General features: G+C 65.3%; 21 protein-coding genes. 19 read left to right on the top strand and 2 right to left on the bottom strand.

Features of this window, described 5'->3' with window-relative positions; all coding sequences use genetic code 11:
- Window positions 1-280 precede the first annotated feature (280 nt).
- The 9 genes from RPS27_RS33665 (at window position 281) to RPS27_RS33625 (ending at window position 13,428) form a co-directional block, all read left to right on the top strand.
- Window positions 281-2,287, top strand: a complete 2,007-nt coding sequence (locus RPS27_RS33665) for a TonB-dependent siderophore receptor (protein ID WP_313754970.1) — start codon at window positions 281-283, stop codon at window positions 2,285-2,287.
- 202 nt (window positions 2,288-2,489) lie between these two features.
- Entirely contained in the window at window positions 2,490-3,569 is a 1,080-nt protein-coding gene (locus RPS27_RS33660; RefSeq protein WP_212066880.1) for a HoxN/HupN/NixA family nickel/cobalt transporter, read from the top strand.
- The gene (locus RPS27_RS33655) at window positions 3,550-5,856 is read left to right on the top strand and encodes a TonB-dependent receptor (RefSeq protein WP_212066878.1); all 2,307 of its coding nucleotides are present in this window, start codon (window positions 3,550-3,552) and stop codon (window positions 5,854-5,856) included. Before RPS27_RS33660 ends, RPS27_RS33655 begins: the two co-directional genes overlap by 20 nt.
- Window positions 5,857-6,006: 150 nt before the next feature.
- Window positions 6,007-6,510: a DUF3455 domain-containing protein gene (locus RPS27_RS33650; RefSeq protein ID WP_212066870.1), complete on the top strand. Its 504-nt coding sequence runs from the start codon at window positions 6,007-6,009 to the stop codon at window positions 6,508-6,510.
- Window positions 6,511-6,666: 156 nt separating this feature from the next.
- Window positions 6,667-9,114 carry an autotransporter outer membrane beta-barrel domain-containing protein gene (locus RPS27_RS33645; protein ID WP_212066868.1) on the top strand — a complete coding sequence of 816 codons (2,448 nt, stop codon included), beginning with the start codon at window positions 6,667-6,669 and terminating at the stop codon, window positions 9,112-9,114.
- A gap of 651 nt (window positions 9,115-9,765) precedes the next feature.
- A complete protein-coding gene (locus RPS27_RS33640) occupies window positions 9,766-10,614 on the top strand; it encodes a LuxR C-terminal-related transcriptional regulator (RefSeq protein ID WP_313754969.1) in 849 nt (282 codons plus the stop codon).
- A 136-nt stretch (window positions 10,615-10,750) separates the two neighbouring features.
- A complete protein-coding gene (locus RPS27_RS33635; protein ID WP_212066864.1) occupies window positions 10,751-11,992 on the top strand; it encodes a Bcr/CflA family efflux MFS transporter in 1,242 nt (413 codons plus the stop codon).
- Between the two features lie 245 nt (window positions 11,993-12,237).
- Complete coding sequence (locus RPS27_RS33630) at window positions 12,238-13,020, top strand: Crp/Fnr family transcriptional regulator (protein ID WP_313754968.1); 783 nt, start codon at window positions 12,238-12,240, stop codon at window positions 13,018-13,020.
- Between the two features lie 24 nt (window positions 13,021-13,044).
- A complete protein-coding gene (locus tag RPS27_RS33625; protein ID WP_211418227.1) occupies window positions 13,045-13,428 on the top strand; it encodes a cytochrome c family protein in 384 nt (127 codons plus the stop codon).
- A 35-nt stretch (window positions 13,429-13,463) separates the two neighbouring features.
- On the opposite strand, the gene RPS27_RS33620 is transcribed toward RPS27_RS33625, so the two are convergent.
- Window positions 13,464-14,453: an FAD:protein FMN transferase gene (locus tag RPS27_RS33620; RefSeq protein ID WP_212066862.1), complete on the bottom strand. Its 990-nt coding sequence runs from the start codon at window positions 14,451-14,453 to the stop codon at window positions 13,464-13,466.
- Window positions 14,454-14,462: 9 nt separating this feature from the next.
- Window positions 14,463-16,541, bottom strand: coding sequence for a NosR/NirI family protein (locus RPS27_RS33615; RefSeq protein WP_212066860.1), 2,079 nt, complete (start codon window positions 16,539-16,541; stop codon window positions 14,463-14,465).
- Between the two features lie 130 nt (window positions 16,542-16,671).
- Here RPS27_RS33615 and RPS27_RS33610 point away from each other — a divergent pair, with 130 nt between their 5' ends.
- From RPS27_RS33610 to RPS27_RS33565, 10 genes are all read left to right on the top strand, one after another.
- Window positions 16,672-18,456, top strand: a complete 1,785-nt coding sequence (locus RPS27_RS33610; protein WP_283818370.1) for a nitrite reductase — start codon at window positions 16,672-16,674, stop codon at window positions 18,454-18,456.
- 75 nt (window positions 18,457-18,531) lie between these two features.
- A complete protein-coding gene (gene cobA, locus RPS27_RS33605) occupies window positions 18,532-19,311 on the top strand; it encodes a uroporphyrinogen-III C-methyltransferase (protein WP_212066858.1) in 780 nt (259 codons plus the stop codon).
- Between the two features lie 7 nt (window positions 19,312-19,318).
- Window positions 19,319-19,612 carry a c-type cytochrome gene (locus RPS27_RS33600; RefSeq protein ID WP_249131787.1) on the top strand — a complete coding sequence of 98 codons (294 nt, stop codon included), beginning with the start codon at window positions 19,319-19,321 and terminating at the stop codon, window positions 19,610-19,612.
- Entirely contained in the window at window positions 19,609-20,784 is a 1,176-nt protein-coding gene (locus tag RPS27_RS33595) for a cytochrome D1 domain-containing protein (protein WP_283818369.1), read from the top strand. Before RPS27_RS33600 ends, RPS27_RS33595 begins: the two co-directional genes overlap by 4 nt.
- Window positions 20,781-21,764, top strand: a complete 984-nt coding sequence (locus RPS27_RS33590; RefSeq protein WP_212066854.1) for an Lrp/AsnC family transcriptional regulator — start codon at window positions 20,781-20,783, stop codon at window positions 21,762-21,764. Before RPS27_RS33595 ends, RPS27_RS33590 begins: the two co-directional genes overlap by 4 nt.
- The gene (locus tag RPS27_RS33585; protein ID WP_212066852.1) at window positions 21,764-22,216 is read left to right on the top strand and encodes an Lrp/AsnC family transcriptional regulator; all 453 of its coding nucleotides are present in this window, start codon (window positions 21,764-21,766) and stop codon (window positions 22,214-22,216) included. Before RPS27_RS33590 ends, RPS27_RS33585 begins: the two co-directional genes overlap by 1 nt.
- 2 nt (window positions 22,217-22,218) lie before the next feature.
- Window positions 22,219-22,695: an AsnC family transcriptional regulator gene (locus RPS27_RS33580; protein WP_212066850.1), complete on the top strand. Its 477-nt coding sequence runs from the start codon at window positions 22,219-22,221 to the stop codon at window positions 22,693-22,695.
- A 15-nt stretch (window positions 22,696-22,710) separates the two neighbouring features.
- Window positions 22,711-23,919 (top strand): heme d1 biosynthesis radical SAM protein NirJ, encoded by a 1,209-nt coding sequence (nirJ, locus tag RPS27_RS33575; protein WP_212066848.1) that lies wholly within the window; start codon window positions 22,711-22,713, stop codon window positions 23,917-23,919.
- Window positions 23,897-25,462: a cytochrome D1 domain-containing protein gene (locus tag RPS27_RS33570; RefSeq protein WP_212066846.1), complete on the top strand. Its 1,566-nt coding sequence runs from the start codon at window positions 23,897-23,899 to the stop codon at window positions 25,460-25,462. Before nirJ ends, RPS27_RS33570 begins: the two co-directional genes overlap by 23 nt.
- Window positions 25,446-26,267, top strand: coding sequence for a CbiX/SirB N-terminal domain-containing protein (locus tag RPS27_RS33565; protein ID WP_212066844.1), 822 nt, complete (start codon window positions 25,446-25,448; stop codon window positions 26,265-26,267). Before RPS27_RS33570 ends, RPS27_RS33565 begins: the two co-directional genes overlap by 17 nt.
- The last annotated feature ends 17 nt before the right edge of the window (window positions 26,268-26,284 follow it).

The raw sequence follows: 26,284 nt of genomic DNA, 5'->3' as shown, positions 1-26,284 counted from the left end.
TTTCTAGAGAGGGCTATCGATGAGGGGCTTTCTGGAAATGCAGCGTGCGGGTGGAGTTGAGACGGTAGCGCGCTTCGGCGCGGCGCTGTTGGGTGGAGTGGCGTTGCTCACGTGGTTTGAATTGCCTGCTCGATCCCAGACAGCGCAAGGCGGCAGCTCCCTTCCACCCGTGACTGTCGAAGCCCCGGCCAAACAATCGGCCCGCCGCGCGCCGACCAGGCGAAACAACGCTCCGGTCCGATCGACGTCGCGGCGCGCCCCGCAAGCCCCAACGGTCGCAATGCCATCGCAGCCCGGTGTCGTTCCCGCCTTCGCCGGCGGTCAGGTCGCGCAAGGCGCGCGGCTGGGACTGTTCGGAAACACCGGCACCATGAAGTCGCCGTTCAGCGTGACGAGCTACACTGACAAGTTCATTCGGGATCAGCAGGCGGCAACGGGTGCGGACGCCCTCATCCTCGATCCGTCGGTGCGAAGTTCTCATCCCACGGGCGGCGTGGTGGACTCCTTCAACATTCGCGGGTTTCCGATCAACGAAGGCAACAACGGTGAGTTCGCCTTCGAGGGTCTTTACGGAATTGCGCCGACCTATCGCATCTTCACGGACTACGTCGAGCGCATCGAGGTGCTGAAAGGTCCTTCCGCTGCGCTCTCCGGCATGGCGCCCAATGGCGGCGTCATCAATGTCGTGCCCAAGCGCGCGGACGAGGACTTGACCCGCTTGACCGCAAGCTACGGCTCGACGGCCCGCTTCGGCGGGCATTGGGATGTTGCGCGTCGTTATGGCGACGGCAAGGAGTGGGGCGTACGCGCCAGCGGGAGCCTCCGCGACGGTGATACGCCCATCAACCGCCAATCCGAGACGACAGGTGTCGGATCACTCGCCCTCGACTATCGAGGGGAACGGTTCAGGTCCTGGCTCTATCTGATCGCGCAGACCGACCGGTTCGATGCGCCGTCGCGGCCCTTTTTGATGGCTTCCGGCCTGCAGGTGCCGAAGGCGCCGGATGGCCGGTTGAACGTGACCCAGCCCTGGGAATGGTCGCGCATCAACGATCAATCGGCCCTGCTGCGAACCGAGTACGACGTCAGCGACCAGGTCACGCTGTTTGCGGATGTCGGCGGCTCCAGGACGAATGTCGAGCGGTTCTTCGGTCTCCCAACCATTGTCAGCGCGAGCGGCAATACGACCTCGACGCCTCAGTACTTCGGCCTCAGCATCGATCGAACCACCTATGATGGCGGCCTTCGCGCCCGCTTCGACACCGGCTTCGTCCATCATGCTCTCGCATTCCAGGCCTCGGTCTATCATGACGCGCTGTACCGGCGGCTGACCAATGGTACTCTGGTCGCGTCGAACATCTACAATCCCACCGTCGCGCCAACCCAGTTCGCCAATGAGATCAGCGACCGGCCGCGGCTCTCTGACAGCCAGCTCACGGGGCTTTCGATTGCCGACACCATGTCCGTGCTCGACGAGCGCATCCTGTTGACCCTGGGTGTCCGGCGCCAGGGCATCGAGGCGAACAACTATGCCTCCAATGTCGGCACGCTGACGTCGTCCTATGACAGGAGCGCCGTTACGCCGGTGGTCGGCCTCGTCGTCAGGCCCGTGGAGAATATCTCCCTGTACGCGAACTATGTCGAAGGCCTCGCGCGTGGCGACGTGGCGCCGCAGACCGCGTCCAATTTCGGCGAGGTGCTGCGGCCCTACGTCGCCAAGCAGTACGAAGCCGGCGTCAAGGTGGATTTCGGCCGGATCGCAACAACCTTCAGCGCCTTCGAGATTTCGAAGGCGAGCGGCGAGCTGTCCGCCGGTCGCTTCGCGGCGACCGCCGAACAGCGAGTCCGTGGGCTCGAGTTCAACGTCTACGGCGAGCTCATGCAGGGCGTCCGCGTCCTCGGAGGCATCTCGTTGCTGGACGGTACCCTGACGAAGACCGCGGTCGCGACGAATGTCGGCAACACGCCGATCGGTGTTCCGAACGTCCAGGCCAATATCGGCGCGGAGTGGGATCTACCGTGGATGCGAGACCTCACGTTGAACGGAGCCGTCATCTACACGGGCAGGCAGTTCGCGGACTCCGCGAACAAGCAGCCGATTCCGGAGTGGACGCGGCTCGATCTCGGGGTCCGCTACACCACGGCGATCAACGGCAGGAAGACGGTGTTCCGCGCCAACATCCAGAACGTGACCGGTGAGAGCTACTGGTCGAGCGTGGCCTCGTTCGGTACGTTCTTTCTGGGAGCGCCGCGCACCTATCTGCTGTCGATGACCGTGGACATGTGATCGTCGCGCACGCGCTTGCGTCAAACGCAGCCCAGCATTCCGTTCCGGCGCCGTGACGCGCCGGACTGAAAAGTCTCCATGGAATCAACGGGGTGACTTCCGCCGTTGCCTGCTTTTCGGCCCGCCTGCCGAAAAGTCGCGCGGCCCTTGCTCTTGCCAGTATGAGGGTTCTTGATAAACCTCATACTGCGGGATCGGGTGGATGGAGCAGGCTTTGAGGCGGACTTTGCGGGCGATCGAACCGGGCACGCTGGTGCTGTTCGGAGGGCTGATCGCCGTCAACATCGCCGCCTGGGCCTGGGCCTTCGCGCTGTTCGGCGACCGGCCGACGGTGCTGGCGACGGCGCTGCTGGCCTGGGTGTTCGGCCTGCGCCATGCCGTCGACGCCGACCACATCGCCGCCATCGACAATGTCGTGCGCAAGTTGATGCAGACGGGCAGCGCGCCGCAGAGCGTCGGCCTCTATTTTGCGCTGGGTCATTCCACCGTGGTGGTGGTTGCAACCATCTTGCTCGCGCTCGGCGTGGTGAGCCTTGGTGGCGACAGCCTGCTCAAGGAGATCGGCGGTCTCATCGGCACGTCGGTGTCGGCGCTGTTCCTGCTGGTGATCGCAGCTATCAATCTCGTCATCTTCATCGGCCTGTGGCGGACGTTTCGCGCGGCGCGGGAGCAGGGCGTTCACGACGCCGAAGGGCTCGAGACGCTGCTCGCCAATCGCGGTTTCCTCGCGCGGCTGCTCGGGCCGCTGTTCCGGCTGGTCACAAAACCCTGGCACATGTATCCGCTCGGCTTCCTCTTTGGGCTCGGCTTCGACACGGCAACCGAGATCGGCCTGCTCAGCATCTCCGCCACCGAAGCCGCGCGCGGGGCGTCGATGGCAGATGTCCTGGTCTTCCCGGCGCTGTTCGCCGCGGGCATGGCCCTGGTCGACACCGCCGATTCCGCGCTGATGGTGAGCGCCTATCGATGGGCGTTCGTCGATCCCTTGCGCAAGCTCTGGTACAACCTCACGATCACCGGCGCCTCCGTGGCGGTGGCGCTGTTCATCGGTGGCATCGAGGCGCTCGGCTTGGCCGCGGACCGGCTCGGCCTGTCCGGGGGCGTGTGGATGCTGGTCGACGGCCTCAACGAGTCGCTCGCCAATGTCGGATTCGCCGTGATCGCGCTGTTTGCGATCGCCTGGCTGGTCTCGGTCGTACTCTATCGTCGCATCTTCGAGGGCGGTCGGCAGCAGGCCGCAACGAAAGCTCTGGCCTGCGCCGATGCGACCGAAGCGGCGTGAGCCCTGTCGTGGCGGCGCGCTGACGGCTCTCTCGGTGCTGGTGCTGCTCGCGGATGACGGCCGCGCCTTCGCGCAAAGCGGCAACGCCTCACGCGAGTTGCCGCCGATCGAGATCGGCGGCGAAGATTCGGCGCGCAGGAAGCTGGTCGCACCCCGCCGCACCGCCAAGCCGCCGGCGGCCGGCCGCCGCGTCTTCGTCGATCCAGCGACGGCGCAGACCCCCGATGGGCGCAGCGTTGCCTCCGGCGCAAAGAGCCAGCCCGGCATGGCCAGCGAGATCACCATCTCCGGCGAACAGCTCAATGCCCGCCCTTTCACGCGGCCGGGCGAGGCGCTCGAAGCCGTGCCAGGTCTGATGGTGACGCAGCATTCCGGCGAGGGCAAAGCCAACCAGTATTTCTTGCGCGGCTATAATCTCGACCATGGCACCGACCTTGCGATCAACGTCGACGGCGTCCCCGTCAACATGCGGACCCATGCGCACGGCCAAGGCTATGCCGATCTCAACTGGCTGATCCCGGAAACCATCGCCGCCGTCGATGTGCGCAAGGGGCCGTACTTCGCCGATGAAGGTGATTTCGCTTCGGTCGGCAGCGTCCATGTCGGCCTGATCGACCGTACCAAAGGACTGGCGCAGCTAAGCGTCGGCAGCTTCGGCTACCGCCGCCTGCTCGGCATGAATTCCGTGAAGCTCGAGGAGGGCGCGCTGCTCGTGGCTGGCGAGATCGGCACCTATAACGGGCCGTGGGACAATCCGGACAATGTGCGCAAGCTCAACGGCCTCGTTCGCTACAGCCAGGGCACCGCGACCGACGGCGTCTCCGTCACCGGCATGGCTTACACCAATGCATGGAATTCGACCGATCAGGTGCCGCAGCGCGCGATCGCGGCCGGCTTCCTCAACCGCTTCGGTTCCGAAGATCCGAGCGATGGCGGCAACACCAACCGGTTTGCGCTCTCGGGCCGCATCGCGCAGAGCGACGATCTCGGCTCCTGGAAGGCCAACGCCTATGTGGTGAAGAGCCAGCTCGATCTCTTCAACAACTTCACCTATTTCCTCAGCGATCCCGTGCTCGGCGACCAGTTTCATCAGCATGACGATCGCCTGATGCTGGGTGCCAACGTCTCGCGCACGCTGAACGGCTCGCTGGCCGGTCTGCCGATGCAAACGATCTTCGGCCTGCAATCGCGCTATGATGCGATCGACCTCGCACTCAGCAACACCTTCCGGCGCGGCTTCCTTGCCGACATCCGCAGCGACAAGGCTGGCGAGGGCAGCGTCGGCGTCTACGCCGAGAATACCGTGCGCTGGACCGATTGGCTGCGGACCAGCGTCGGCTGGCGCGGCGACTATTATGCCGCCGACGTCACCTCGCGGTTCAATGCCAACAATTCCGGCCGCGCGGACGCCGCGCTCGGCAGCCCGAAATTCAGGATGGTGCTCGGCCCGTTCCATCAGACCGAGTTCTTCCTCGGTGCCGGCTACGGCATGCACTCCAACGACGCCCGCGGCGCGACCACGACGGAAGACCCCAGCGATCCCGCAACGAGGCTGACACCGTCGCCGGTCCTGGTGCGGACCAAGGGAGCAGAGGTTGGCGTGCGCAGCAGGATCGTTCCCGGCCTCGACACCTCGCTCAGCCTCTTCATCCTCGATCAGGATTCCGAGATCTTGTTCTCCGGCGATGCCGGCGACACCTCGGCGACCCGCGCCAGCCGCCGCTACGGCTTTGAGTGGACCAACCACTACCGGCCCAACTCCTGGATCGACATCGACGCCGATCTCGCCATGACCCATGCGCGCTTCCGTGACTATGACAGCGAGCAGGCGGAGGTCTACGCCTCGCTCGCCGGCTATCCCGAGGCGCAGATCGGCAATGCACCCGGCAACTCCGTTCCGAACGCGCCTGCGATGGTGGCGTCGGCCGGCGTCACGCTGGGCGAGAAGACCGGCTGGTTCGGCGCCTTGCGCTGGCGCTATCTGGCGTCGAGTCCTCTGACGGAGGACAACGCATTCCGCTCCGCTGCGACCAGCATCTTCAACGGCCGCCTCGGCTATCGCATCGACAATGGCTGGCGTCTTCAGCTCGATGCGCTCAACCTGTTCAACACGAAGGCCAGCCAGATCACCTATGCCTACGGGTCGCTGCTCAAGACCGACACGCTCTATAACCTCTGCACATCGGGCGCCGCGCCAATGTCGGTCTGCCAGAATGGCGTGATGGATTACGTGCTGCATCCCGTGGAGCCGTTGACGTTCCGCCTCACCATCGCCGGGGCGTTCTAGGTTTTTTGGGGAGCGCAGGTCGATTGACTTGCCGATTGACCCCGCCCGTCATCCGGGAATGCCGGCGATGGCCTCCTAGGTTTACAGGAGGCAGATCTCGCGCGCGACTGCTACCTGAACGGTCGGCTGAACGCCAGGCAGGAGACAGGCATGCAGAGCGTCGTCCCGACATTGTCGCTGATCCTCACGGTCGTCACGTTCGGCAGCGGAGCGACGAAGTCCGTGGTGCCGAAGGAAATTGCCGCCGACGGAACGGTGGTTGCGAGCCTGCTGGCCGAGGGCGCGCAGACCTACGACTGCAAGGCCGGCAGCGACGGCAAGCTGGTCTGGACATTCCGCGAGCCGATCGCGACGTTGATTTCGGACGGCACCACGGTCGGTCGTCACTATGCGGGCCCGGTCTGGGAGAACGTGGACGGCAGCGCGATCACCGGCAAGGTCGTCGCCAGCGTTCCGGGCGCGACGCCGAATGACATCGCCTGGCTCAAGCTCAGCGTCGTCAGCACGCGCGGCGAGGGCGTGTTTTCGAAGGTGACGATCGTGCAGCGGATCGACACCCATGGTGGTGCCGTGCAAGGCCCCTGCGAGGCAACGGGCACCTCGCTCGTTGCTCCGTACTCCGCCACTTACGTCTTCGTGCGCGAGAGGAATTGAAGCGGTCGCGATGCGACAGCGACGTGGCGAAAATATCTCACCACGCGAGAATGGAGGGATCGCGGGTAGCAGTCTCCTAGGTTTGCAGGACGCGGGCGTCGTGCGCGACCGGTACGTGAATGGGCAACACGGAATCGAGTCACTCTGGAGCTGGAAATGCCACGTTTGGTCCAACGTCATGATCTGCTGCGCCGCCGCCTTGTCCGCCTGCTGCCGCTGATTGCGATAGCCGCATCTACGGACCGCGCCGCCGCGGCCTGCGACCCGGTCTCGCCGGTCGACCATGCGATCGTCACCTGTACCGGCGTGACGAACAACCAGAACGGGACTGTCGGCTATGGCTCCGCCACCGATACCGGCAACACCATCAACATCGTGTCAGGCGCTTCCGTGACAGGAGTTCTCGCTGGTCTGCAATTCCAGGACATTGTCAGGTTGGATAACTCCGGCACCATCTCGGTGCTGGACCCGAGCGGTGCCGCAATCGAAGCCCATGCGTTCGTCGACGTGACCAACGGGGCCGATGGGGTCATCACCGGCGGCTTCTTTGGAATCAAGGCAGGCAACACTGGCACCGCGATCATACACAACTTCGGTCGCATATCGAGTTTGGTCGGAATTCAGGCCGGAAACGTCAGCGTCGATAATGCGGGCGCCATCGCTGGAGGTAGCATCGGTGCCGGCATTGCCGCCGTCGCCGCCACGGTCAACAACACGGCGGATGGAACCATCTCTGGCGGAACCGGCATTTTCGCCGATACCGTCACCCTCTTCAACGCAGGGAGGATCTCAGGTCAACAGGATGGGATTTCTGGCGGCGTCGTCGACGTCGCGAACACGGGCAGCATCACTGGCGTGCTTATCGCTATTCGCGCTTCGACAAGTGCAACCGTCCAGAACAGCGGCCTCATCTCTGGCGGCGTCTTCGGACTTGCCGTCTTCGACGGCGCTGGCGTCCTAACCGGGAGGCTCGACGTCACGAATTCCGGGACCATCGAGTCCGGTGACATCACACTCTCGGCAAACGATGTCAGCGTGAGCACGTCAGGAACCATATCGGGGAGAAACCGGGCGATCAGCGCAATCAATGTCGACCTATTCAATTCGGGCACGATGTCGAGCGGCGAAGCGGTCATTTCAGGCGCCAATGCAAGGATCGTGAATACCGGGTCAATCCTGGGAGGCCAGTGGGGCATAGCGGCGGGAACGCTGAACCTCGCGAATTCCGGCACGATCTCGGGCAATATCGGCGTCGAGGCGGGCAATCCGGCCAACGGCACGAGCATCGACAATTCCGGCACCGTCATCGGCACCGGCGGCACAGCCATCAAGTTGAGCTCGACCGCCGACACGCTGACGCTGCGGCCGGGCTCGCACATCGTCGGCGTGGTCGACATGGGGCTCGGCAACGACGTCGTCAACGTCCTCGTCGCCGCGCCCAAGACACGGGTCTCGTCGCTGACAGCGGTGGAGCTGCCGTCCTTCGTCAACTTCACCGGTGTGCTCAACACCAGCTTTTCCAACGCCAACAGCAATCCCGCGGCCTCAGTCGGAACAACGCTCGCCACGCTCGATCCGACCGCGCTGGCGCTCGCCGATCGCGCGTTGATGGATTTCAGCGGCGGCGTGTCGTCGCTGGTGCAGGGCCGTCTTGGCGGCGTGCAGCCCTCTGCGAACGGCGCGATGATGGCGATGGCCTATGCGCCTGACAGCAGCCATGCCGGCGGCTTCGTCAAGGCGCCCGGCGCCGGCGGCTGGAGCGATGCGGCGCCGATCACGGTATGGGCCAACAGTTTCGGCGGCCGGCGCACCCAGGACGAGACGGCGGCCACGTTGCGCGCCACCAACACGGCCTGGAGCGCGGCGGTCGGGCTCGACCGCAGGATACGGCCGGACTGGCTGGTCGGCGCCTTCCTCGGCGGCGGCTCGGGAGCGCTGTCGGTCGATCTCGGCTCGCAGCGCGTCGACACGGATTATGTATTCGCGGGCGTCTACAGCCGCTTCGAATGGGCCGCGCAGTTCTTCGATTTCACCGTGCAGGGCGGCGGCTCCTCCAACAGGTCCAGCCGGCTGGTGCTGAACAACGGCGCCGCGGAGACGGCGCGGGCGACGTATGACGGCTGGTACATCAGTCCGGAACTCGCCTATGGCCGGCGCTATCAGATCGGCGACGGCTACCTGCTGACACCGACGGCGCGCGTGCGCTACGTCGCGGGCTTCTTCGACGGCTATGCCGAAGCGGGCTCGGCCCAGAACCTGGCGGTCCGCAGCCGCACGCTGCAGAACTTCGAGGAGCGTGGCGAGCTCGAACTGTCGCGTGCGACGAGCTTGTTCGGCGGCGACCACACCCTGAAGACCAGCGTGCACGGCGGCGTCATCGCGCAGCAGCGTGTCGGCGGCACCACGCTCAACACGGTGCTGATCGGGCAGGGCCTGTCGTTCGCAACACCCGGCCAGGCCAGCACGGTGGGCGCGGTGTTCGGCGCCGGCTTCGATTATCGCACGACCAGGAACGTCACGCTGTTCGGCGCCGTGAAAGGCGTCGCCATGTCGGACCAGAGCCGGATCGGCACCGCAAGAGGCGGCCTTCGCGTGTCGTTCTGAAACGGTTCCGTCATCGCCCAGAGGCCGGCGGTGACGCCCTCCAGGCCTTCGACGATGCGCCGCGCGATGAGCCCTCACATCTGCTTGAGCGCGAGGTGCACGGCTGCGACCTCCTAGGTTTGCAGGAGGCGGAGTGGCTCCGGCGGTGATAGTTGCGGAGACCGTCGCTCGTTGACGGCCTGCTCGCGGCCTCCTCGCGACGGTCATCCTCCGAACGGAGGATGACTGGGCGCCTGCGCCAAGTGAGTGTGAGCGGGCGGTTTGACATGAAAGAAGCGGACGATGATCGGGTTGGAAGGCTCCAAAGATGCGCCGGCTCCCCTGAAACGTGCGCGAAACCTGCGATCGGTCCAGACATTGTCCGTGCCAGTCAATTCCGGTGATCCGCGAGAGTTCGGCGATCTGATCGGCATCGTCTACGACGCCGCGATCGATCCTTCCCGGTGGGAGGAGGCCATCGCAAGAACCGCCCGGTTTGTCGGCGGCACCGGCGGCGGGCTGTTCTGCAAGGATGTCGGCGTCCAGCACGCGACCATCCCCCATAGCTTCGGATTTCAAAGGCCGCTGCCGGTGGAGCTGTTTCGCGAAATCTATCCGGCTGCCGCTGCGCATTTTCAAGGTGACCTCGAGGAACCGGTTGCGACCGCAGATATGATCCCGCTCGACGAACTCACCCGGACCGGCTTCTATCGTCAGTGGGCCGAACCTCAGGGCCTGGTCGACTTTCTCAGCGCAGTCGTCGACAGAACCACGATCAGCGCGGCGATATTCGGCGTCTTTCGTCATCAGGCACACGGCATCGCCGACGAGCATGCGCGGCGGCAGATGAAGCTGATCGCGCCGCATATCCGGCGTTCGGTATTGATCGGCAGGATGTTCGAGTTCAGGGCGGCGGAGGTCGCGACGTTCGTCGATACGCTCGACGGGCTCGATGCCGGCATGTTTCTGGTTGATATGGCGGGGCGCCTCATTCACGCGAATGCTGCCGGCAACGCGATTCTCGCCACATGCGCAGTTCTGAATTCCGTCGGCGGGCGGCTCGTTGCACGTGACACGCAGGTCGACCGGGCCTTGCGAGAGGTCTTCGCGGGCGCAGGGCAGGGCGACGCCGCGCTCGGGACCAGGGGCATCGCCATGCCGCTGACCGGCAGCGACGGCGAACGCTATGTTGCCCATGCGCTGCCCCTGACATCGGGTGCGCGTCGGCGCGCCGGCATCGTCCATACCGCCGTTGCCGCACTGTTCGTTCGAAAGGCGTTGCTGGCGATGCCCTTTGCGTCGCAGACGATCGGCAACGCCTTCAAGCTGACGCCGACCGAGCTCCGCGTTTTGCTTGCGGTCGTCGAGATCGGTGGGGTCCCGGAGATCGCCAACGCGTTTGGTGTTGCCGACACGACGATCAGGACGCATGTCAGCAGCCTGTTCGAAAAGACCGGCGCGGCGCGGCAGGCCGATCTCGTCAGGCTCGTGGCAGAGTATGCCACGCCGCTGGCGGGTTGAAGGCCTCTCCAGCCAAATTCTCGTGCATTCCTAGGACGACACGCCCCCGAGCAACGGCTCAGAATTGCCGGCGTCCGGTCGGCGCTGCTGACGGTCAGGCCGGCAATCCTGCATGTCATACAGCGAGGGCACAGCAATGAGCAGCGACGTCGTTACGGGCAAGGCTGCTGCCGAAAAGCCCGAGCAACGGACGGGGATCGCTGCAAGAGCAGTGATCTGTGCCTTTGCGGCGATGGGGCTCCTGTCGACCAATATCTTCCTCCCCTCCCTGCCGGCGATCGCGGTCGATCTCGGCGTGTCCAGCGCGGCCGTGACGTCGAGCATAACAGTGTTTCTGATCGTCTTCGCCGGAGGGCAGCTCATCGTCGGTCCGTTGTCGGACAGGCTCGGGCGAAAGGGTCCGATCGTTGTCGGGCTCTGCATCTTCGTGCTCGGGACGGCATGGTGCGCGTTGGCGGGGGATTTCCTGAACCTGCTGGTCGGCCGATCGGTTCAGGCGGCCGGAGTCTGCGCTGTTGCCGTCTTGTCGCGTGCGATCGCCCGGGACCTGTTCGACGGCCAGGCGCTGACCAGGGTGATGGCGTCGATCACGATCGCCACCGCGGCGGCCCCGGGTTTTTCACCGCTCCTCGGCGGCGCGATCGATCTTCTCCTCGGCTGGCGCTTTGCGTTCGTCCTTGTCGCGGCCAGCGCCGTCGGCGCAGGAGCGGCGTATGTGACCTTCGTCGGGGAAACCCTGGAGGTGGTCGGCGGCCCGCGCCATCCGCTCGAGATCATCCGCTGCTATCTCGGCTTGCTTCGAGACCCACGCTTCAGCGTGCCCGCAAGGACCGCAGGCCTTCTCATGGCCGGCTTGTACGCAGTCCTGTCGAGCGCGCCGCGGGTGCTTCTCGAGGGATTCGGTCTGTCGCCGATCGCTCTCGGCTGGTTGTTTGCGGGCGTCGTCTTCATCGTGTTCGGCGCCGGCCTGCTGGCACCAAGGCTGTCGGCCCGGTTCGGCCGCCAAGCTGCGATGTCGGCCGGTCTTGCTCTGGCCGCCGTTGCAGCGGTTGCGCTGCTCGGGCTGATGCTGGTCGGCGAGATCGCGCTGGGTTCATTTCTGATGATCGCTCCGGTTTTCCTGTTCGGGGTCGGCATTGCGAGCCCGCTTTCGAGCGCAGCGGCCCTGTCGCCATTCGCCGACAGGGCAGGCCAGGCGGCGGCGTTATTCGGCTGTTCGCAAATGGCGGGCGCGGCTTGTGGTGCCTCGCTTGCGGCCATCCTCTCCAGCGATCCGGTTCGGGGACTTACGGTCGTTCTTGCGGCGACATCTGTTGTCGCACTGCTGCTGCATGTCTTTTCGAGAACGTCGCGGCGGCTCATCCGCGATCATGCATAGCGTGCCGAACATCGTTTCTCCTGCGTATGGGACTTCAGGACCTTGACGCTGCGAACGCGCAGGAGTTTGCGCTTCCACAAAGAGCTTTGGAGGGAAATAGGTCGATTGTCGCATCGCGGCTATTCCGACGCGCCGACCGTGGAGCGCCGGGCGAGACGACCCTTCGGTGAATTGATCCAGCTCAAAATGTGACGCGATGGATGATCAATAGTCAGGCAGCAAGATCAAGCATCAGGGATGAGACGATGATGGCGCCCACTCCGGTTGATCTTGAGATCGCCGCGGAAATACCCGTCTTCAGCGGGCTCGAACCGCAAGAGCTCGCGGTCTTGCTGGGGCCCGCCAACATCTTCAACCTCCGTCCGGGTCATACGCTGTTTCGCCAGGGCGAGCCGGCCCAGGCCTTCTTTGTCGTCATGGATGGCTGGATCAAGCTGTACCGGGTCACCCCCGCCGGCGACGAGGCCGTCCTCAACGTACTCACCAGGGGTGAAAGCTTGGCCGAGGCGGTCACATTCACGGCCGGCCGCTATCCAGCTACCGCCAGCGCCGTCACTGCGGCCCGTGTGATGGTCATTCCGGCCGACCACGTCATCGCCTGCATTCGCCAGATGCCTGACGTCGCGATCGCGATGATCGCGTCGACGTCGCAACATCTGCATCGAATGGTTCAGCAGATCGAGCAATTGATGGCGCAGAGCGCCACGCAGAGAGTGGCCGAGTTTCTCGCCTCGCTCGCGCCGCGCTCCAGGGGGCCATGCACGATCACGCTGCCATACGACAAATCGCTGATCGCCGGCCGGCTCGGCCTGAAGCCGGAGTCGCTCTCGCGGGTGTTTGCCAAGCTGCGCATGGTGGGTGTCGATGTGCGCGCCTCGAACGTGGTGGTGCGCGACATGGCGCAGCTCTGCAAGCTCGTGGCCTGCGACCGGATCAGCGCGCGCTGCCCCGTGAAGCCGAGGATGATGTGCCCCGAACCGTCCGCCTCACGCGCGATGCGGCCCGAGGCGAAATCCGTGCCGGCGTGAACCACTCAAACAGGAGACGACGAAATGAGGCGTGTTTTGATCGCAATTGCAGTCGCTGCTGCTTCAGGCAGTGCTGCTTACGCGCAGGATGTGACGGCGGGCGCCACCGCGTTCAAGAAATGCGCCAGTTGTCACGACGTCGGCGCGACCGCGAAGAACAAGGTTGGCCCTGTGCTCAATGGTCTCGACGGCCGCAAATCGGGATCGATTGCCGGCTACAATTATTCCGACGCGAACAAGAGTTCCGGCATCACCTGGGATGAGGCGAGCTTCCTCGATTATATCAAGGATCCCAAGGCCAAGGTGCCCAACACCAAGATGGCGTTCGCAGGCATCAAGAACGAGGCCGAAGCCAAGAATCTCTGGGCGTTTCTCAAGCAATACGACGCCGACGGCAAGACGAAGTAATCCAAGACCAACTGGAGACCGGCGCGCATCGTCGCTCAGCCGACGATGCCGTCGTGTTGGCCGACGGCCCAGGTTGAGTGATGCCCGGCCGGATCGGTGGCCCAGATCGCGGTGCCGCTCAGCCGTGACAGCAAGGCCTCGATCTCCTCCGCGGACGCGATGGAAAGAGCCGTCGACAACGCATCGGCCATTGCGGCCGAGCGATGGTGCACGGTGATGGTGCGCCAATGCGCGGCGCTGCGGCCGCTGCGTGGATCAAACAGATGATGCGCCGTGCCTTCGGCACCGAGCACGCAGCCCGAGGCTTCGGAGGTGGCGAGGGCGCCTTCCGCCAGATGCAGCGGGGCGAAGCCGCTGCGCGCGATCAGCCATGGCGATCCGTCGCGCTGAGGGGCAAGCGCCCGCATCTCGCCGAGATCGACCAGGATGTTGCTGAACCCCTTGGCCGCCAGCAGTTCCGCCACGCGGTCGGTGACGTAACCCTGGCCGAGACCATTGAGCGTCAGGCGCTGGTTTTCGCCCAAACGAATTGAATCCGTTTCGAGCCGGATGCGCCGCCAGTCCACGGCCCGCCGCGCGTCGGCAAGGACGGCTTGCGGCGGCAGGCCGGTGTGGGTCTTGTCCGCGAACCAATCGACATGGGCTTCCCATAGCGCCTGCACGGTCGGATCGAACAGGCCGCCCGTGACATCCGCGATCTCCAGCGCCAGCGCCACGGCGCGACGCAGATCGCCGCCCGGCTCGGCGAGCGCGCCGGCACGATTGAGCCTGCACAGCTCCGATCCGGATTGGAACAGGCTCAGCGCTTGTTCCAGGCGATCGATCTCTGCCTCGACCAGCGCGGCGATGCTCCTTGCACTCTCGGGCTCGATGTCGCTGAACAGGATCCGCGCATCCGCGCCCATGGCGGTGCCCCGCCATTCGAAATCGGCTCGGGCCGGACGGGCAGGACCCGCGATGGCGACTGCGGCGGCCGATGCGAGGATCGTGATGGCGCGACGTCGTGTCGGATGATCAGGGAGCATCGTGTCTCCTCATGACGGCGGGGAGGGGGATGGCGGCAATGGCTGACGCCGCTGTGCGCGCTTCTTCAGATGAAGGCAGACGTCCTGGTCGAAATAATTGGCCTGGCACTTCAGGCAGTAGATGCATTCGTTGGGGTTGATCTGGCCGAGCGGATGAATTGCCTGCACAGTGCAGCGCCGTGCGCAGACGTGACATTCCGAACCGCATTCCCGGTAGCGCTTGAGCCATTCGAACATCCGCATCCGCGCCGGGATCGCCAGCGCCGCGCCGAGCGGGCAGAGATAGCGGCAGTAGAAGCGCTCGACGAACAGGCCGGCCAGCAGCAGCAATCCGGCGTAAACGCCGAACGGCCACTCCCGCAGGAACTTCATGGTGATCGCCGTCTTGAACGGCTCGACCTCGGCGAGCTGGAAGGCCGTCAGGATCGAGCGCAGCGAGATCGCGAGGATGGCGACGAACAGAACATATTTGATCATCCACAGCCGCTCGTGCAGCCCGAACGGGATCTCGATCTGCTTGATGCCGAGCCGGCGCGCGAGCTGATTGGTGAGTTCCTGCAATGTGCCGAACGGGCAGAGCCAGCCGCAGAACACGCCGCGCCCCCAGAACAGCATGCTGAATGCGACGAAGCTCCAGAGCAGGAACACCAGGGGATCGAGCAGGAACAGCTCCCAGCGGAAGCCGGAGAGCAGGGCGTGGATGAAGGTCAGGACGTTGACGACCGAGAGCTGCGCGTTGGCGATGAAGCCGAGGAACACCAGTGTCGTGAGCAGATAGAAGGTCCGGAGCCGGTAGTAAAACACGCCGTGTGCCGTCACCGCGTCCTGGAAGATCAGGATGCCAGCCAGCACCGTCAGCATCGCGCTGAGCACGCCGATCTCGTAGCGTCGCGCCCACCAGATCTCCTGCCACACCGTCTGGACCGGAGCGGGCGCGGCCGTCGTCGATGCCGCGGGCGGCTCGCTAGGTGCGGCGATCAAATAGCGATCGGGAATGCGATAATCGAGCGAGACCAGGGTGGGGCCGCTCGCTGCGGCGCCGGCGCCGAGATCGATGTCGAGCCGGAACGGCTTGGTCGAATCGAAGCCGCTCGCCTGTGGAATGCGGAACAGCGCGATCTCCCGCAGCTCCGGCGCGCCGGCGGCGTGCAGCGACTCCACCGCCGTATGATCGGCCGGCTTGAGACGCAGGGTCCGCGAATCCTGGACGATCTCGATCCGGGTGAAGGTCCCGGATTGGCGCCATTCCGTGCCCTTGAACGAATAGAGCCCGGATGCGCCGATCAGGAGCAGGTCGTCATCGGGGCCGATCTTCGCCGTCTCGCTTTCGTAAGTCCGCTGGCCGAGCAGGCTCTCGCCGATCGGCGGCGGCGTGGCGAGCGCCATCCAGAGATCGATGAAGGCCTTGTCGGGTTCATTGTCCCGCGTCCCGAGCAGCTTTGCCGCTTCGCCGCGGCTCACGAGCCGTCGCTGCACCGCGCCCTCGGCGAGCAGCGAGGACCAGGATAACCGGCGCAGGGTCTCGCGGTCGAGCCGCGCAGCCCGCTCCGGCGCATTGGTGCGGCTGCGCAGCACGGCGCGTGCCGAGCGCACGATCGCATCGCGGATCACGGTGCTCGTGATGGTCGCGCCGGCGACGGCGTGCGGGCCGCGCGCGGACTCTCCGGCGGGCTTGAGCGTGGTGCCGCCGCGCACGTCGAAGCCGCGGAAATTGGCGACATAGGCAGCGAGCGCATCGCGGGGAATCCCGATCACCAGGATCGGTTCTTCATGCGCGACAATCTCGGCGCCGGCGACGATGCCGTCGGGCGTCACGGCCGCGACGATGTCGAGCGGCCGGCCTGCGTAGCCGACAGAGCCGGAGACATCGAGGCTTGAAAAGGCGTAGCCGAGCAAGCGCCCGTCCGCGGCACGTACGATCGCCGCCGGCGGTTTGCCGTCGGCACGATCGATCACGACGGGCTCGGAGAAGAACCTCGCGGCGACGCTGAGATCGGCTGCGTTTGCAGCGCACACCATCGACGCGAGCGCCGCCAGCGCGGGCAGGACATGCCGTGCGGCGGCGGAGATGATTCCAGGCGATCGCATGCTGGGATCAGGCAGCGTTGTTGGCCGCGCGCATTGAGGTGGATCAATATTGCGATTAACCGCGGTCAAGGAGAGTTCGTCGAATTCCCTGCATAAGGCTCCCATCGGAATCTTATGCTGGAGGAATGTAATGCGAGGCCGAGCTTCCCTGTTTCCAAAGCTTGCGGGCGGCGTAGCCGCAGCGGGCCTTTTGCTTCTGAGTGCGACGACGGCCGGCTACGCGCAGCAGCAGGCCCCGGCGCCGAAACCTGCCGACGTCGAGCAGCACAAGACGACGCCGGGCGGCCAGTACCAGCCGAGCCTGGACGTTCTCGGCAAGGGCACGACCGAGCAGCCCGGCACCAAGCCGGGCGATCCCAACCTCACCAAGGCCGAGTTCGACAAGGCCAACCAGATCTATTTCGAACGTTGTGCCGGATGCCATGGCGTGCTGCGCAAGGGCGCGACCGGCAAGCCGCTGACGCCGGATCTCACCAAGAAGCTCGGCTTCGACTATCTGCGTGACTTCATCACCTATGGCTCGCCCGGCGGCATGCCGAACTGGGGCACCTCGGGCCAGCTCGAGGCGGCCGACATCGACCTGATGGCGCGCTACCTCCTGAACACCCCGGCGCAGCCGCCGGAGTTCGGCATGAAGGAGATGAAGGACAGCTGGAAGGTCCTGGTTCCGGTCGCGCAGCGTCCGACCAAGAAGATGAACAAGCTCGACATCGACAATCTGTTCTCGGTGACGCTGCGTGATGCCGGTGAAATCGCGCTGATCGACGGCGCCACCAAGAAGATCGAGCACATCATCAAGTCCGGCTATGCCGTGCACATCTCGCGTATGTCGGCGTCGGGCCGCTATCTCTACATCATCGGCCGCGACTCCAAGCTCAACCTGATCGACCTCTGGATGGACCCGCCGCAGACGGTGGCCGAGCTCAAGATCGGCACCGAAGCGCGCTCGGTCGAAACCTCGAAGTTCAAGGGCTATGAGGACAAGTTTGCGATCGCCGGAGCCTACTGGCCGCCGCAATACGTGCTGATGGACGGCGCGACGCTCGAGCCGATCAAGGTGGTCTCGACCCGCGGCATGACGGAAGATACGCAGGAGTATCATCCGGAGCCGCGCGTGGCCTCCATCGTGGCCTCGCACTTCAAGCCGGAATTCGTCGTCAACGTGAAGGAAACCGGCCAGGTCCTGCTCGTCAACTATCAGGATCTCAAGAACCTGAAGGTGACGTCGATCGAGGCCGAGCGCTTCCTGCATGACGGCGGCTTCGACAAGACCGGCCGTTACTTCCTTGTCGCGGCGAATGCTCGCCACAAGGTCGCGATCGTCGACACCAAGGAAGACAAGCTGGTCGGCGTCGTCGAAACCGGCGGCCAGACCCCGCATCCCGGACGCGGTGCCAACCTCGAGCATCCGAAGTTCGGGCCGGTGTGGGCGACGAGCCATCTCGGCAGCGAGCATATCTCCTTCATCGGCACCGATCCTGAGAAGCACAAGCAGTTCGCCTGGAAGGTCGTGCAGACGGTCGACGGGCAGGGCGGCGGGTCGCTCTTCATCAAGACGCATCCGAAGTCGGAGAACCTCTATGTCGACACGCCCTTGAACACGGACGCCGAGATTTCCTCGTCGGTCGCGGTGTTCAAGATCAAGGACCTCGCCAAGGAGAAGCCGACCTACAAGGTGCTGCCGATCGGTCAGTGGTCCGGCATCTCGGAAGGCGCGCGCCGCGTGGTGCAAGGCGAGTACAACAAGGACGGCACCGAGATCTGGTTCTCGGTCTGGAACAACAAGGCGCAGGACTCCGCCATCGTGGTCGTCGACGACAAGACGCTGACTCTGAAGACGGTCATTCGTGACCGGCGACTGGTCACCCCGACCGGCAAGTTCAACGTCTTCAACACCCGTAACGACGTCTACTGACAAGCATGGGCTGGTGCGGCGAGCGATCGCCGCACCAGCCTGCCTTTTCGCAGATGGTTTTCGGCGGAGCGCATCATGGCTGTTGGAAAGGTCTATCTCGTCGGCGCCGGTCCCGGTGACCCGGAGCTGCTCACGCTGAAGGCGGTCCGCGCGATTGGTGAGGCCGACGTCGTCGTCTATGACCGTCTGGTGCCGCCGGAGATCCTGTCGACCATCGCGGACGGGGTGCTGCAGATCAATGTCGGCAAGCAGGCGGCCCATCACCCGGTGCCGCAGGAGGAGATCAACGAGATGCTGGTCCGGCTGGCGCGCGCCGGCCGCACGGTCGTCCGGCTCAAAGGCGGCGACCCCTTCATTTTCGGGCGCGGCTCGGAGGAAGCAGCCGAGCTCGAGCTGGCAGGCATTGCCTATGAGGTGGTGCCGGGCATCACCGCGGCACAGGGCTGCGCCGCGGCCGCGCGGATGCCGCTGACGCATCGCGGCATGGCCTCCGGCGTGCGCTATGTGACCGGCCATCGCAAGGCGAACGAGCCGCTCGATCTCGACTGGAAGAGCCTCGCCGATCCCGACACGACGCTCGTCGTCTATATGGGCCTGGCCAATATTCCCGAGATCGTCCGCAATCTGATCGCGCAGGGATTGCCGGGAACCACTCCGGTGCTTGCGGTGTGTCAAGGTACGACGGCGCAGGAAAGCAGAATATGTGCTCCCCTGGAGGCGCTTCCGGTCGCTCTGAAAGACGTCTCCTTCAGCGGTCCCGTCCTTTTCATCATCGGAAAGGTCGCAGGGCTCGCGTCAGAACGGAGCGCGCGCAGCGATGCGGCAACTTGCGAGGCGATCTCAGTTGTGGCCTAGCGTCGCCTTGGCGTCAGTCGTTGCGATCGGGCCGGCCGCTGCGGGCGAAGCAAATGCCAATGCCGCAAGGCTCGCCAGCCTGGTGCGGCAGGACTGTGGCTCCTGCCACGGGCTGACGCTGAAGGGTGGGCTCGGCAAGCCGCTGACGCCGGACCATCTCAGCGCATGGAGCCGCGATCAGCTCGTCAGCATCGTCCTCGACGGCGTGCCGGGCACGCCGATGCCGCCCTGGCGCCCGCTGCTGAGCGAAGCGGACGTGCGGTGGATCGTAGAGCGCCTGCAGCAGGGAGATCTGCCATGAGAGTCATGGCGCGATGGTGTCTTGCGTTGTTGCTGCTGATGCCGATGCTCGCGAGTGCAGCCGAGCTGCGCGGCACGGGTAATCTCGGCCTCGTGGTGGAGCGGGCGTCGGGTTCGGTGCTGATCGTCGACGCCACCGAACGCAATTCGATCGGCCGTGTCGAGGGGCTCGGCGATCTCTCGCATGCCTCCGCGGTGTTTTCGCCGGATCAGCGCTACGCCTATGTCTTCGGACGTGACGGCGGCCTCACCAAGGTCGATATGCTCACGAGCACGATCGCCAAGCGCATCGTGCAGGCCGGCAATTCGATCGGCGGCGCCATCTCCGACGATGGTGCGCTGATCGCGGTCTCGAACTACGAGCCGGGCGGAGTGAAGGTGTTCGACGCCAGGACGCTCGATCCCGTCGCCAACATTCCGGCAATAGGTGAGGGCGGCAAGGCCTCGAAGACGGTCGGGTTGGTCGACCTGCCCGGACGGCGTTTTGCCTGGGCGCTCTACGACGCCGGCGAGATCTGGATCGCCGATCTCACCAATGTCGAAACGCCTGCAATCACCAGGCTGACCAATGTCGGCAAGCTGCCTTATGACGGCAACGTCACGCCAGACGGCCGCCATTATCTCGCGGGTCTGTTCGGCGAGGACGGCGTCGTGCACGTCGATACCTGGCGCGCGCCTCTGAAGGCCGAGCGCATCCTCAACGGCTATGGCCGCGGCCAGGAGGCGCTGCCGGTCTACAAGATGCCGCATCTGGAAGGCTGGGGCGCGGTGGGCGACAAGCTGTTGCTTCCCGCGGTCGGCCATCACGAATTGATCGCGGTCGATCTGCGCAGCTTTGCGGAGGTCGGACGCACCGCCACCCACGGACAGCCGGTGTTTGCCGTGGCGCGGCCGGACGGGCGCCATGTCTGGGTGAACTACGCGCACCCCTTCAACGACACGGTCGAGATCGTCGACACCGAGACGCTGAAGGTGATCCATCGCCTGACGCCCGGGCCTGCGGTGCTCCACATGGAGTTCACCCCGCGCGGCAACGAGGTCTGGGTCTCGGTGCGTGATGCCGATCGCATCGATGTCTACGACGCCACTTCTTTCGTGAAGAAGACGGAGATCCCGGCGCAGAAGCCGTCGGGAATCTTCTTCACCGCACGCGCGACGAGGATCGGACAATGACGCCAAGCTCCGTCGAACTCGCCCTGATTGATCGCTGGCAGCATGATTTTCCGCTTGTCGCGAAACCGTTCGAGATCGTCGGCCGTTCCGCCGCACTCGACGAGCAGGCGACGATCGGCGTGTTCCGCCGCATGCGGGCGCACGATCTGATCTCCCGCGTCGGGGCCGTGGTCCGCCCCAACACAGTGGGCGCGAGCACGCTCGCCGCGCTGCAGGTCCCGCCGGATCGTCTCGACCAGGTCGCCGAGATCGTCAGCCGCGAGCCGCTGGTCACGCACAATTACGAGCGCGAGCACGATCTGAACCTGTGGTTCGTGGTCGCCGGCGGCGATGCCGAGTCGATCACCGAGACCATCGACAGGATCGAGGCGCAGACGGGGCTGCCCGTCGTGGATCTGCCGATGGTGCAGGCCTATCATCTCGGCCTCGGCTTCTCGTTGCGCGAGCCGCGCGCGCAGAAGCGCACGGCGCCGGCTGCCGGGGACTATCGCCCCGATCCGCGCGACCAGCACATCCTCGCCGCGATCGAGAACGGACTGCCGCTGGTCGAGCATCCTTATCGTGCGGTCGCCGATCAGCTCGCGCTCGGCCAGGACGAGGTCATCGCGCGGCTGGAGCACCTGGTCGCCGCCGGCGTCGTGACGCGTTTCGGCTGCGTGGTCCGCCATGACAAGCTCGGCTTCCGGTCGAATGCGATGGCGGTCTGGAATATTCCGGACGAGATCATCGACGATGTCGCCGCGATTTTCGCCCGACATCCCAGCGTGACGCTGTGCTACCAGCGTCCGCGCCGGCCGACGGTCTGGCCGTACAACCTGTTTTGCATGGTGCATGCGCGATCGCGCGACGAAGCCTATGCCGCGCTCGACGAAGTGAATCTGCTCGCCGATACCGGCCTGATGCAACAGGCCGTGCTGTTCTCGAAGCGCTGCTTCAAGCAGCGCGGCGCGGTCTTCTCGCGGCCCAAGGACACGAATTGATGCGCGCGCTGGACCCGACCGAAAGGGCAATCATCAACGGCCTGCAGGGCGGCTTCCCCCTGACGCACCGGCCGTACCGCGATGCCGGCGCGCAGCTGGGATTGAGCGAAGGCGAAATGATCGAGGAGATCGGCAATCTGCTCGCCGGCGGGCAGCTCAGCCGCTTCGGGCCGCTCTGGAATGCCGAAGCCCTCGGCGGCGCCGTTTGTCTTGCCGCCATCGCCGTTCCGCCCGAACGGTTCGACGAGGTCGCCGGGCTCGTCAACGCCCATCCCGAGATCGCGCACAATTACCAGCGCGATCACGAGCTCAACATGTGGTTCGTCGTGTCGACGGATGCTCCCGAACGCATCGACCGGGTGATTGCGGAGATCGAGCGGGAGACGGGCCTTGCCGTGCGCGCGATGCCCAAGACGCGCGAGTTCTTCGTCGGTTTCCGCGTGGAGGTCTAGACATGCTCGATGCCATTGATCGCAAGCTGATCGCCGCCACGCAGGCAGGTCTTCCGCTCGTCGCCGAACCGTACCGCGCGCTCGCCGACGAGCTCGGCCTCGACGAGGCCGAAATCGTCCGCCGCCTCGCGCGTCTGCTCGACGACGGGGCGATCCGCCGCATCGGGGCGATCCCCAATCACTACGCGCTCGGCACCACCGCTAACGGCATGTCCGTCTGGGACATCGCCGATGAGGCCGTTGCCGATGTCGGCGCCAGGGTCGGTGCGCTCGATTTCGTCACGCATTGCTATGAGCGGCCGCGTCATCTGCCGCTCTGGCCCTACAATCTCTTTGCCATGGTCCATGGCCGGACGCGCGACGAGGTGAGGGCGAAGGTCGCCGAGATCGCCGTGCTGGTCGGTTCCGCCGCGCGGGCCCATGAGGTTCTGTTCTCGACCCGGATCTTGAAGAAGACCGGCCTTCGCATTGCCGCCTGACGACGGGAGCCGGTCATGTTTCGCCTCAGCCAATATTTACGCGAGCTGGACGAGCCGGCCCCGAGCGGGCCGGTTCGGCGGCCACCGGGACCGGTCGTGATCTGGAACCTGATCCGCCGCTGCAATCTCACCTGCAAGCACTGCTACTCGATCTCGGGCGACGTCGACTTTCCCGGCGAGCTATCCACCGCGCAAGTGTTCGGCGTGATGGACGACCTCAAGGCGTTCCGCGTGCCGGTGCTGATCCTGTCGGGCGGCGAGCCGTTGATGCGGCGCGACATCTTCGAGATCTCGGCGCGCGCCAAGGCGATGCGGTTCTATGTCGGCCTGTCGTCGAACGGCACCCTGGTCGACGCCGCCATGGCCGACCGCATCCGCGACATCGGCTACGACTATGTCGGCATCTCCCTCGACGGCATCGGCGAGACCCACGACCGCTTCCGCCGCAAGCAGGGCGCCTATCAGGAGGCGCTGAACGGCCTACGGCTGCTGCGCGACCGCGGCATCAAGGTCGGCGTCCGCTTCACCATGACGGAGGACAACGCGGCCGAGCTGCCGCGCCTGCTCGATCTGGTCGAGCAGGAGAACTTTCCAAAATTCTACCTCTCGCACCTCGTCTATGCCGGCCGCGGGAACAAGAACCGCGGCGACGACGCCATGTGGCAGACGACGCGCGATCGCATGGACATGGTGATCGCACGTGCCTGGCGCTGGGCGCAGTCGGGCAGCGAGATGGAGATCGTGACCGGCAACAACGATGCCGACGCTGTCTACCTGCTGCATTGGGCCGAGGGAACCGTTCCCGATCGCGCGGCGAGCTTGCGCGCAAAACTCGTGCGCTGGGGCGGCAATTCCTCCGGCGTCAACGTCGCCAATATTGACAATCTCGGCAATGTGCACCCGGACACGATGTGGTGGCACCATACGCTGGGCAACGTGAAGACGCGGGCCTTCTCCGAGATCTGGCCGGACACCTCCGATCCGATCATGGCGGGCCTGAAGCAGAAGCCGCGTCACGTCTCCGGACGGTGCGGCGGCTGTGCCTATTTCGACATCTGTAACGGCAACACCCGCGTGCGCGCCCAACGGATCACCGGCGACGCCTGGGCGGAGGATCCCGGCTGTTATCTCAGCGATGCCGAGATCGGCCTTGCGGGGCCAAGCGACCGGGTCAAGACCAGCATCTATCGCGGAACACGTCATGAAGCGCCGCTCTCTGTTTGATCGCATTCTGCTCGCTCTCGCGCTCCTCGTGCTGGCAGGTCCTGCGCGCGCCGAGCCGGATGCGGCAAAGCTGTTCGCGGACAATTGCGCCGAATGCCACGGCGCGGACCGGCTTGGCCGTCTCGGACCGGCGCTGCTCCCGGAAAATCTCGGCCGCATGATGGGTGCGCGGGCCGCCGCGGTGATTGCCGACGGACGGACCGCCACCCAGATGCCGGGCTTTTCCAATAAGCTCTCCAAGGACGAGATCGCGGCGCTCGTGGCCTATGTCTCATCGCCATTGCCAGCGGTGCCGGCCTGGGGCGCGGCCGAGATCGACGCCAGCCGCGTCGTGCATGCCAAGGCGCCGCCACTGGAGCGGCCACGCTTCGAAGCCGACCCGATGAACCTTTTCGTCGTGGTCGAGGCCGGCGATCACCACGCGACGATCCTGGACGGCGACCGCATCGAGCCGCTGGCGCGCTTCCAGACGCGTTTCGCGCTGCATGGCGGTCCGAAATTCACCCCCGACGGGCGCTACGTGTTCTTCATGTCGCGCGACGGCTGGGTCAGCAAATACGATCTCTGGACGCTGACCATGCTCACCGAGGTGCGCGCCGGAATCAATTCGCGCAACATCGCGATCTCGCGCGACGGCAAGCACATCGCGGTCGCCAATTATCTGCCGCACACGCTGGTGATGCTCTCGGCGGACGATTTGTCGGTCGAGAAGATCTTCGACGTGAAGGACCGCCTGGGGACGTCCTCGCGGGTCTCGGCGGTGTACCAGGCGCCCTCGCGCAACAGCTTCATCGCGGCACTGAAGGATGTTCCCGAGATCTGGGAGATCGCGACCGATCCGAACGCCGGCCCGGTCTATGCCGGCTTCGTGCACAGCCACGAGAAGGGCATGATCGAGGCGCTGCCGTCCTCGCAAGGGCTCTTCGCGCTGCGCCGGATCGAGACACCGGAGCCGCTCGACGACTTCTTCTTCGATCCGCCCTATCGCAATCTGATCGGCTCGGCGCGCGAGGGCAGGGCGATCGTGGTCAACCTGACGGTCGGGCGCGATATCAAGCAGCTCGATCTGCCGGGGCTGCCCCATCTCGGCTCGGGGATCTCCTGGACGTGGAACGGCCGGCTGGTGATGGCGACGCCGCTCTTGAAAGCCGGCAAGATCAGCGTGCTGGACATGCAGGACTGGTCGCAGATCAAGGTGATCGAGACGCCTGGCCCCGGCTTCTTCATGCGCAGCCACGAGAACACGCCCTATGCCTGGACCGACAGCATGATGGGCGCCGGCAAAGACACGCTCTCGATCATCGACAAGCGCTCGCTGGAAGTGGTCCGTCGCGTCACGCCGGAACCCGGCAAGACCGCTGCGCATGTCGAATTCGACAGATACGGGCGCTACGCTCTGGTGTCGATCTGGGAAGACCAGGGCGCGCTGGTGGTCTATGATGCGGCAACCTTTACCGAGGTGAAGCGTATTCCGATGTCGCGTCCTTCGGGCAAATACAACGTCTGGAACAAGATCACGTTTTCCGATGGCACCAGTCATTGAGCAGCCGGGCAGCGTCCCGTCGATCGCATTGCTGTTGGCAGCCCATGGCGAGCGGCGGCCGGGTGCCGGCAACACGGGCGCGTTCCAGCTTGCGCACGCGCTGGCTGCGCGCGGTCTGGTGGCCGAGGTCGCCGTCGGCTTCATCTCGGGCACACCAGGCATCCGGGAAGCCCTGGAGACGCTGACGGCCGGTCGAATCCTGGTCTATCCGCTATTTGCCTCCAGCGGCTATTTCACCCGGGACCGTCTGGTCCAGCTTCTCGACGAAGCCGGAGGCGATGGCCGCAGGATCGACATGCTGCCGCCGCTCGGGCTCGATCCGGGCCTGCCGGATTTGCTGTGCGATCAGGCCGTGGCTTGCGCGCGCGACCATGGTTTCGCGCCGGAGAACTGCACCTTCGTCCTGCTGGCGCACGGCTCGAAGCGCAATCCAGCCTCGCGCCAGGCCACCGAGCAGGTCGCGCGCGAGATCGAGACGCGGGCGGTCTGCCGGAAGGTCGTCGTCGCCTTCCTGGAAGAGCAACCGTCGCTCGAAAAGGCCGCGGCATCGATCAGCGGGCCCGCGATCGTCCTTGGCCTGTTCTCCGGCGAAGGCCTGCATGGCGCCAAGGATGCGCCGAAGCTGGTTGCGCGGCTCGGCCGCCGCGACATCGTGTTCGCGGGCATCATGGGCAGCGGGACTGGGATCGAGGACCTCGTCGCACGGGCGGTGATCGCGGCCCTGCAAGACGCAGGCGCGGTGCAGGTCGCGGAGCCGTCGTCGCTTGCGCCGGCGCCGGGAGGCTGGGCGGTTTCAGTCGATTGATGGCGCGGCGTTGCAGG

The organism is Bradyrhizobium sp. WYCCWR 12699, from assembly GCF_032144035.1.
Taxonomy (GTDB): Bacteria; Pseudomonadota; Alphaproteobacteria; order Rhizobiales; family Xanthobacteraceae; genus Bradyrhizobium.
The sequence above is the reverse complement of the archived record's forward strand: the minus strand, read 5'-3'. Positions and strand labels throughout refer to the sequence as shown.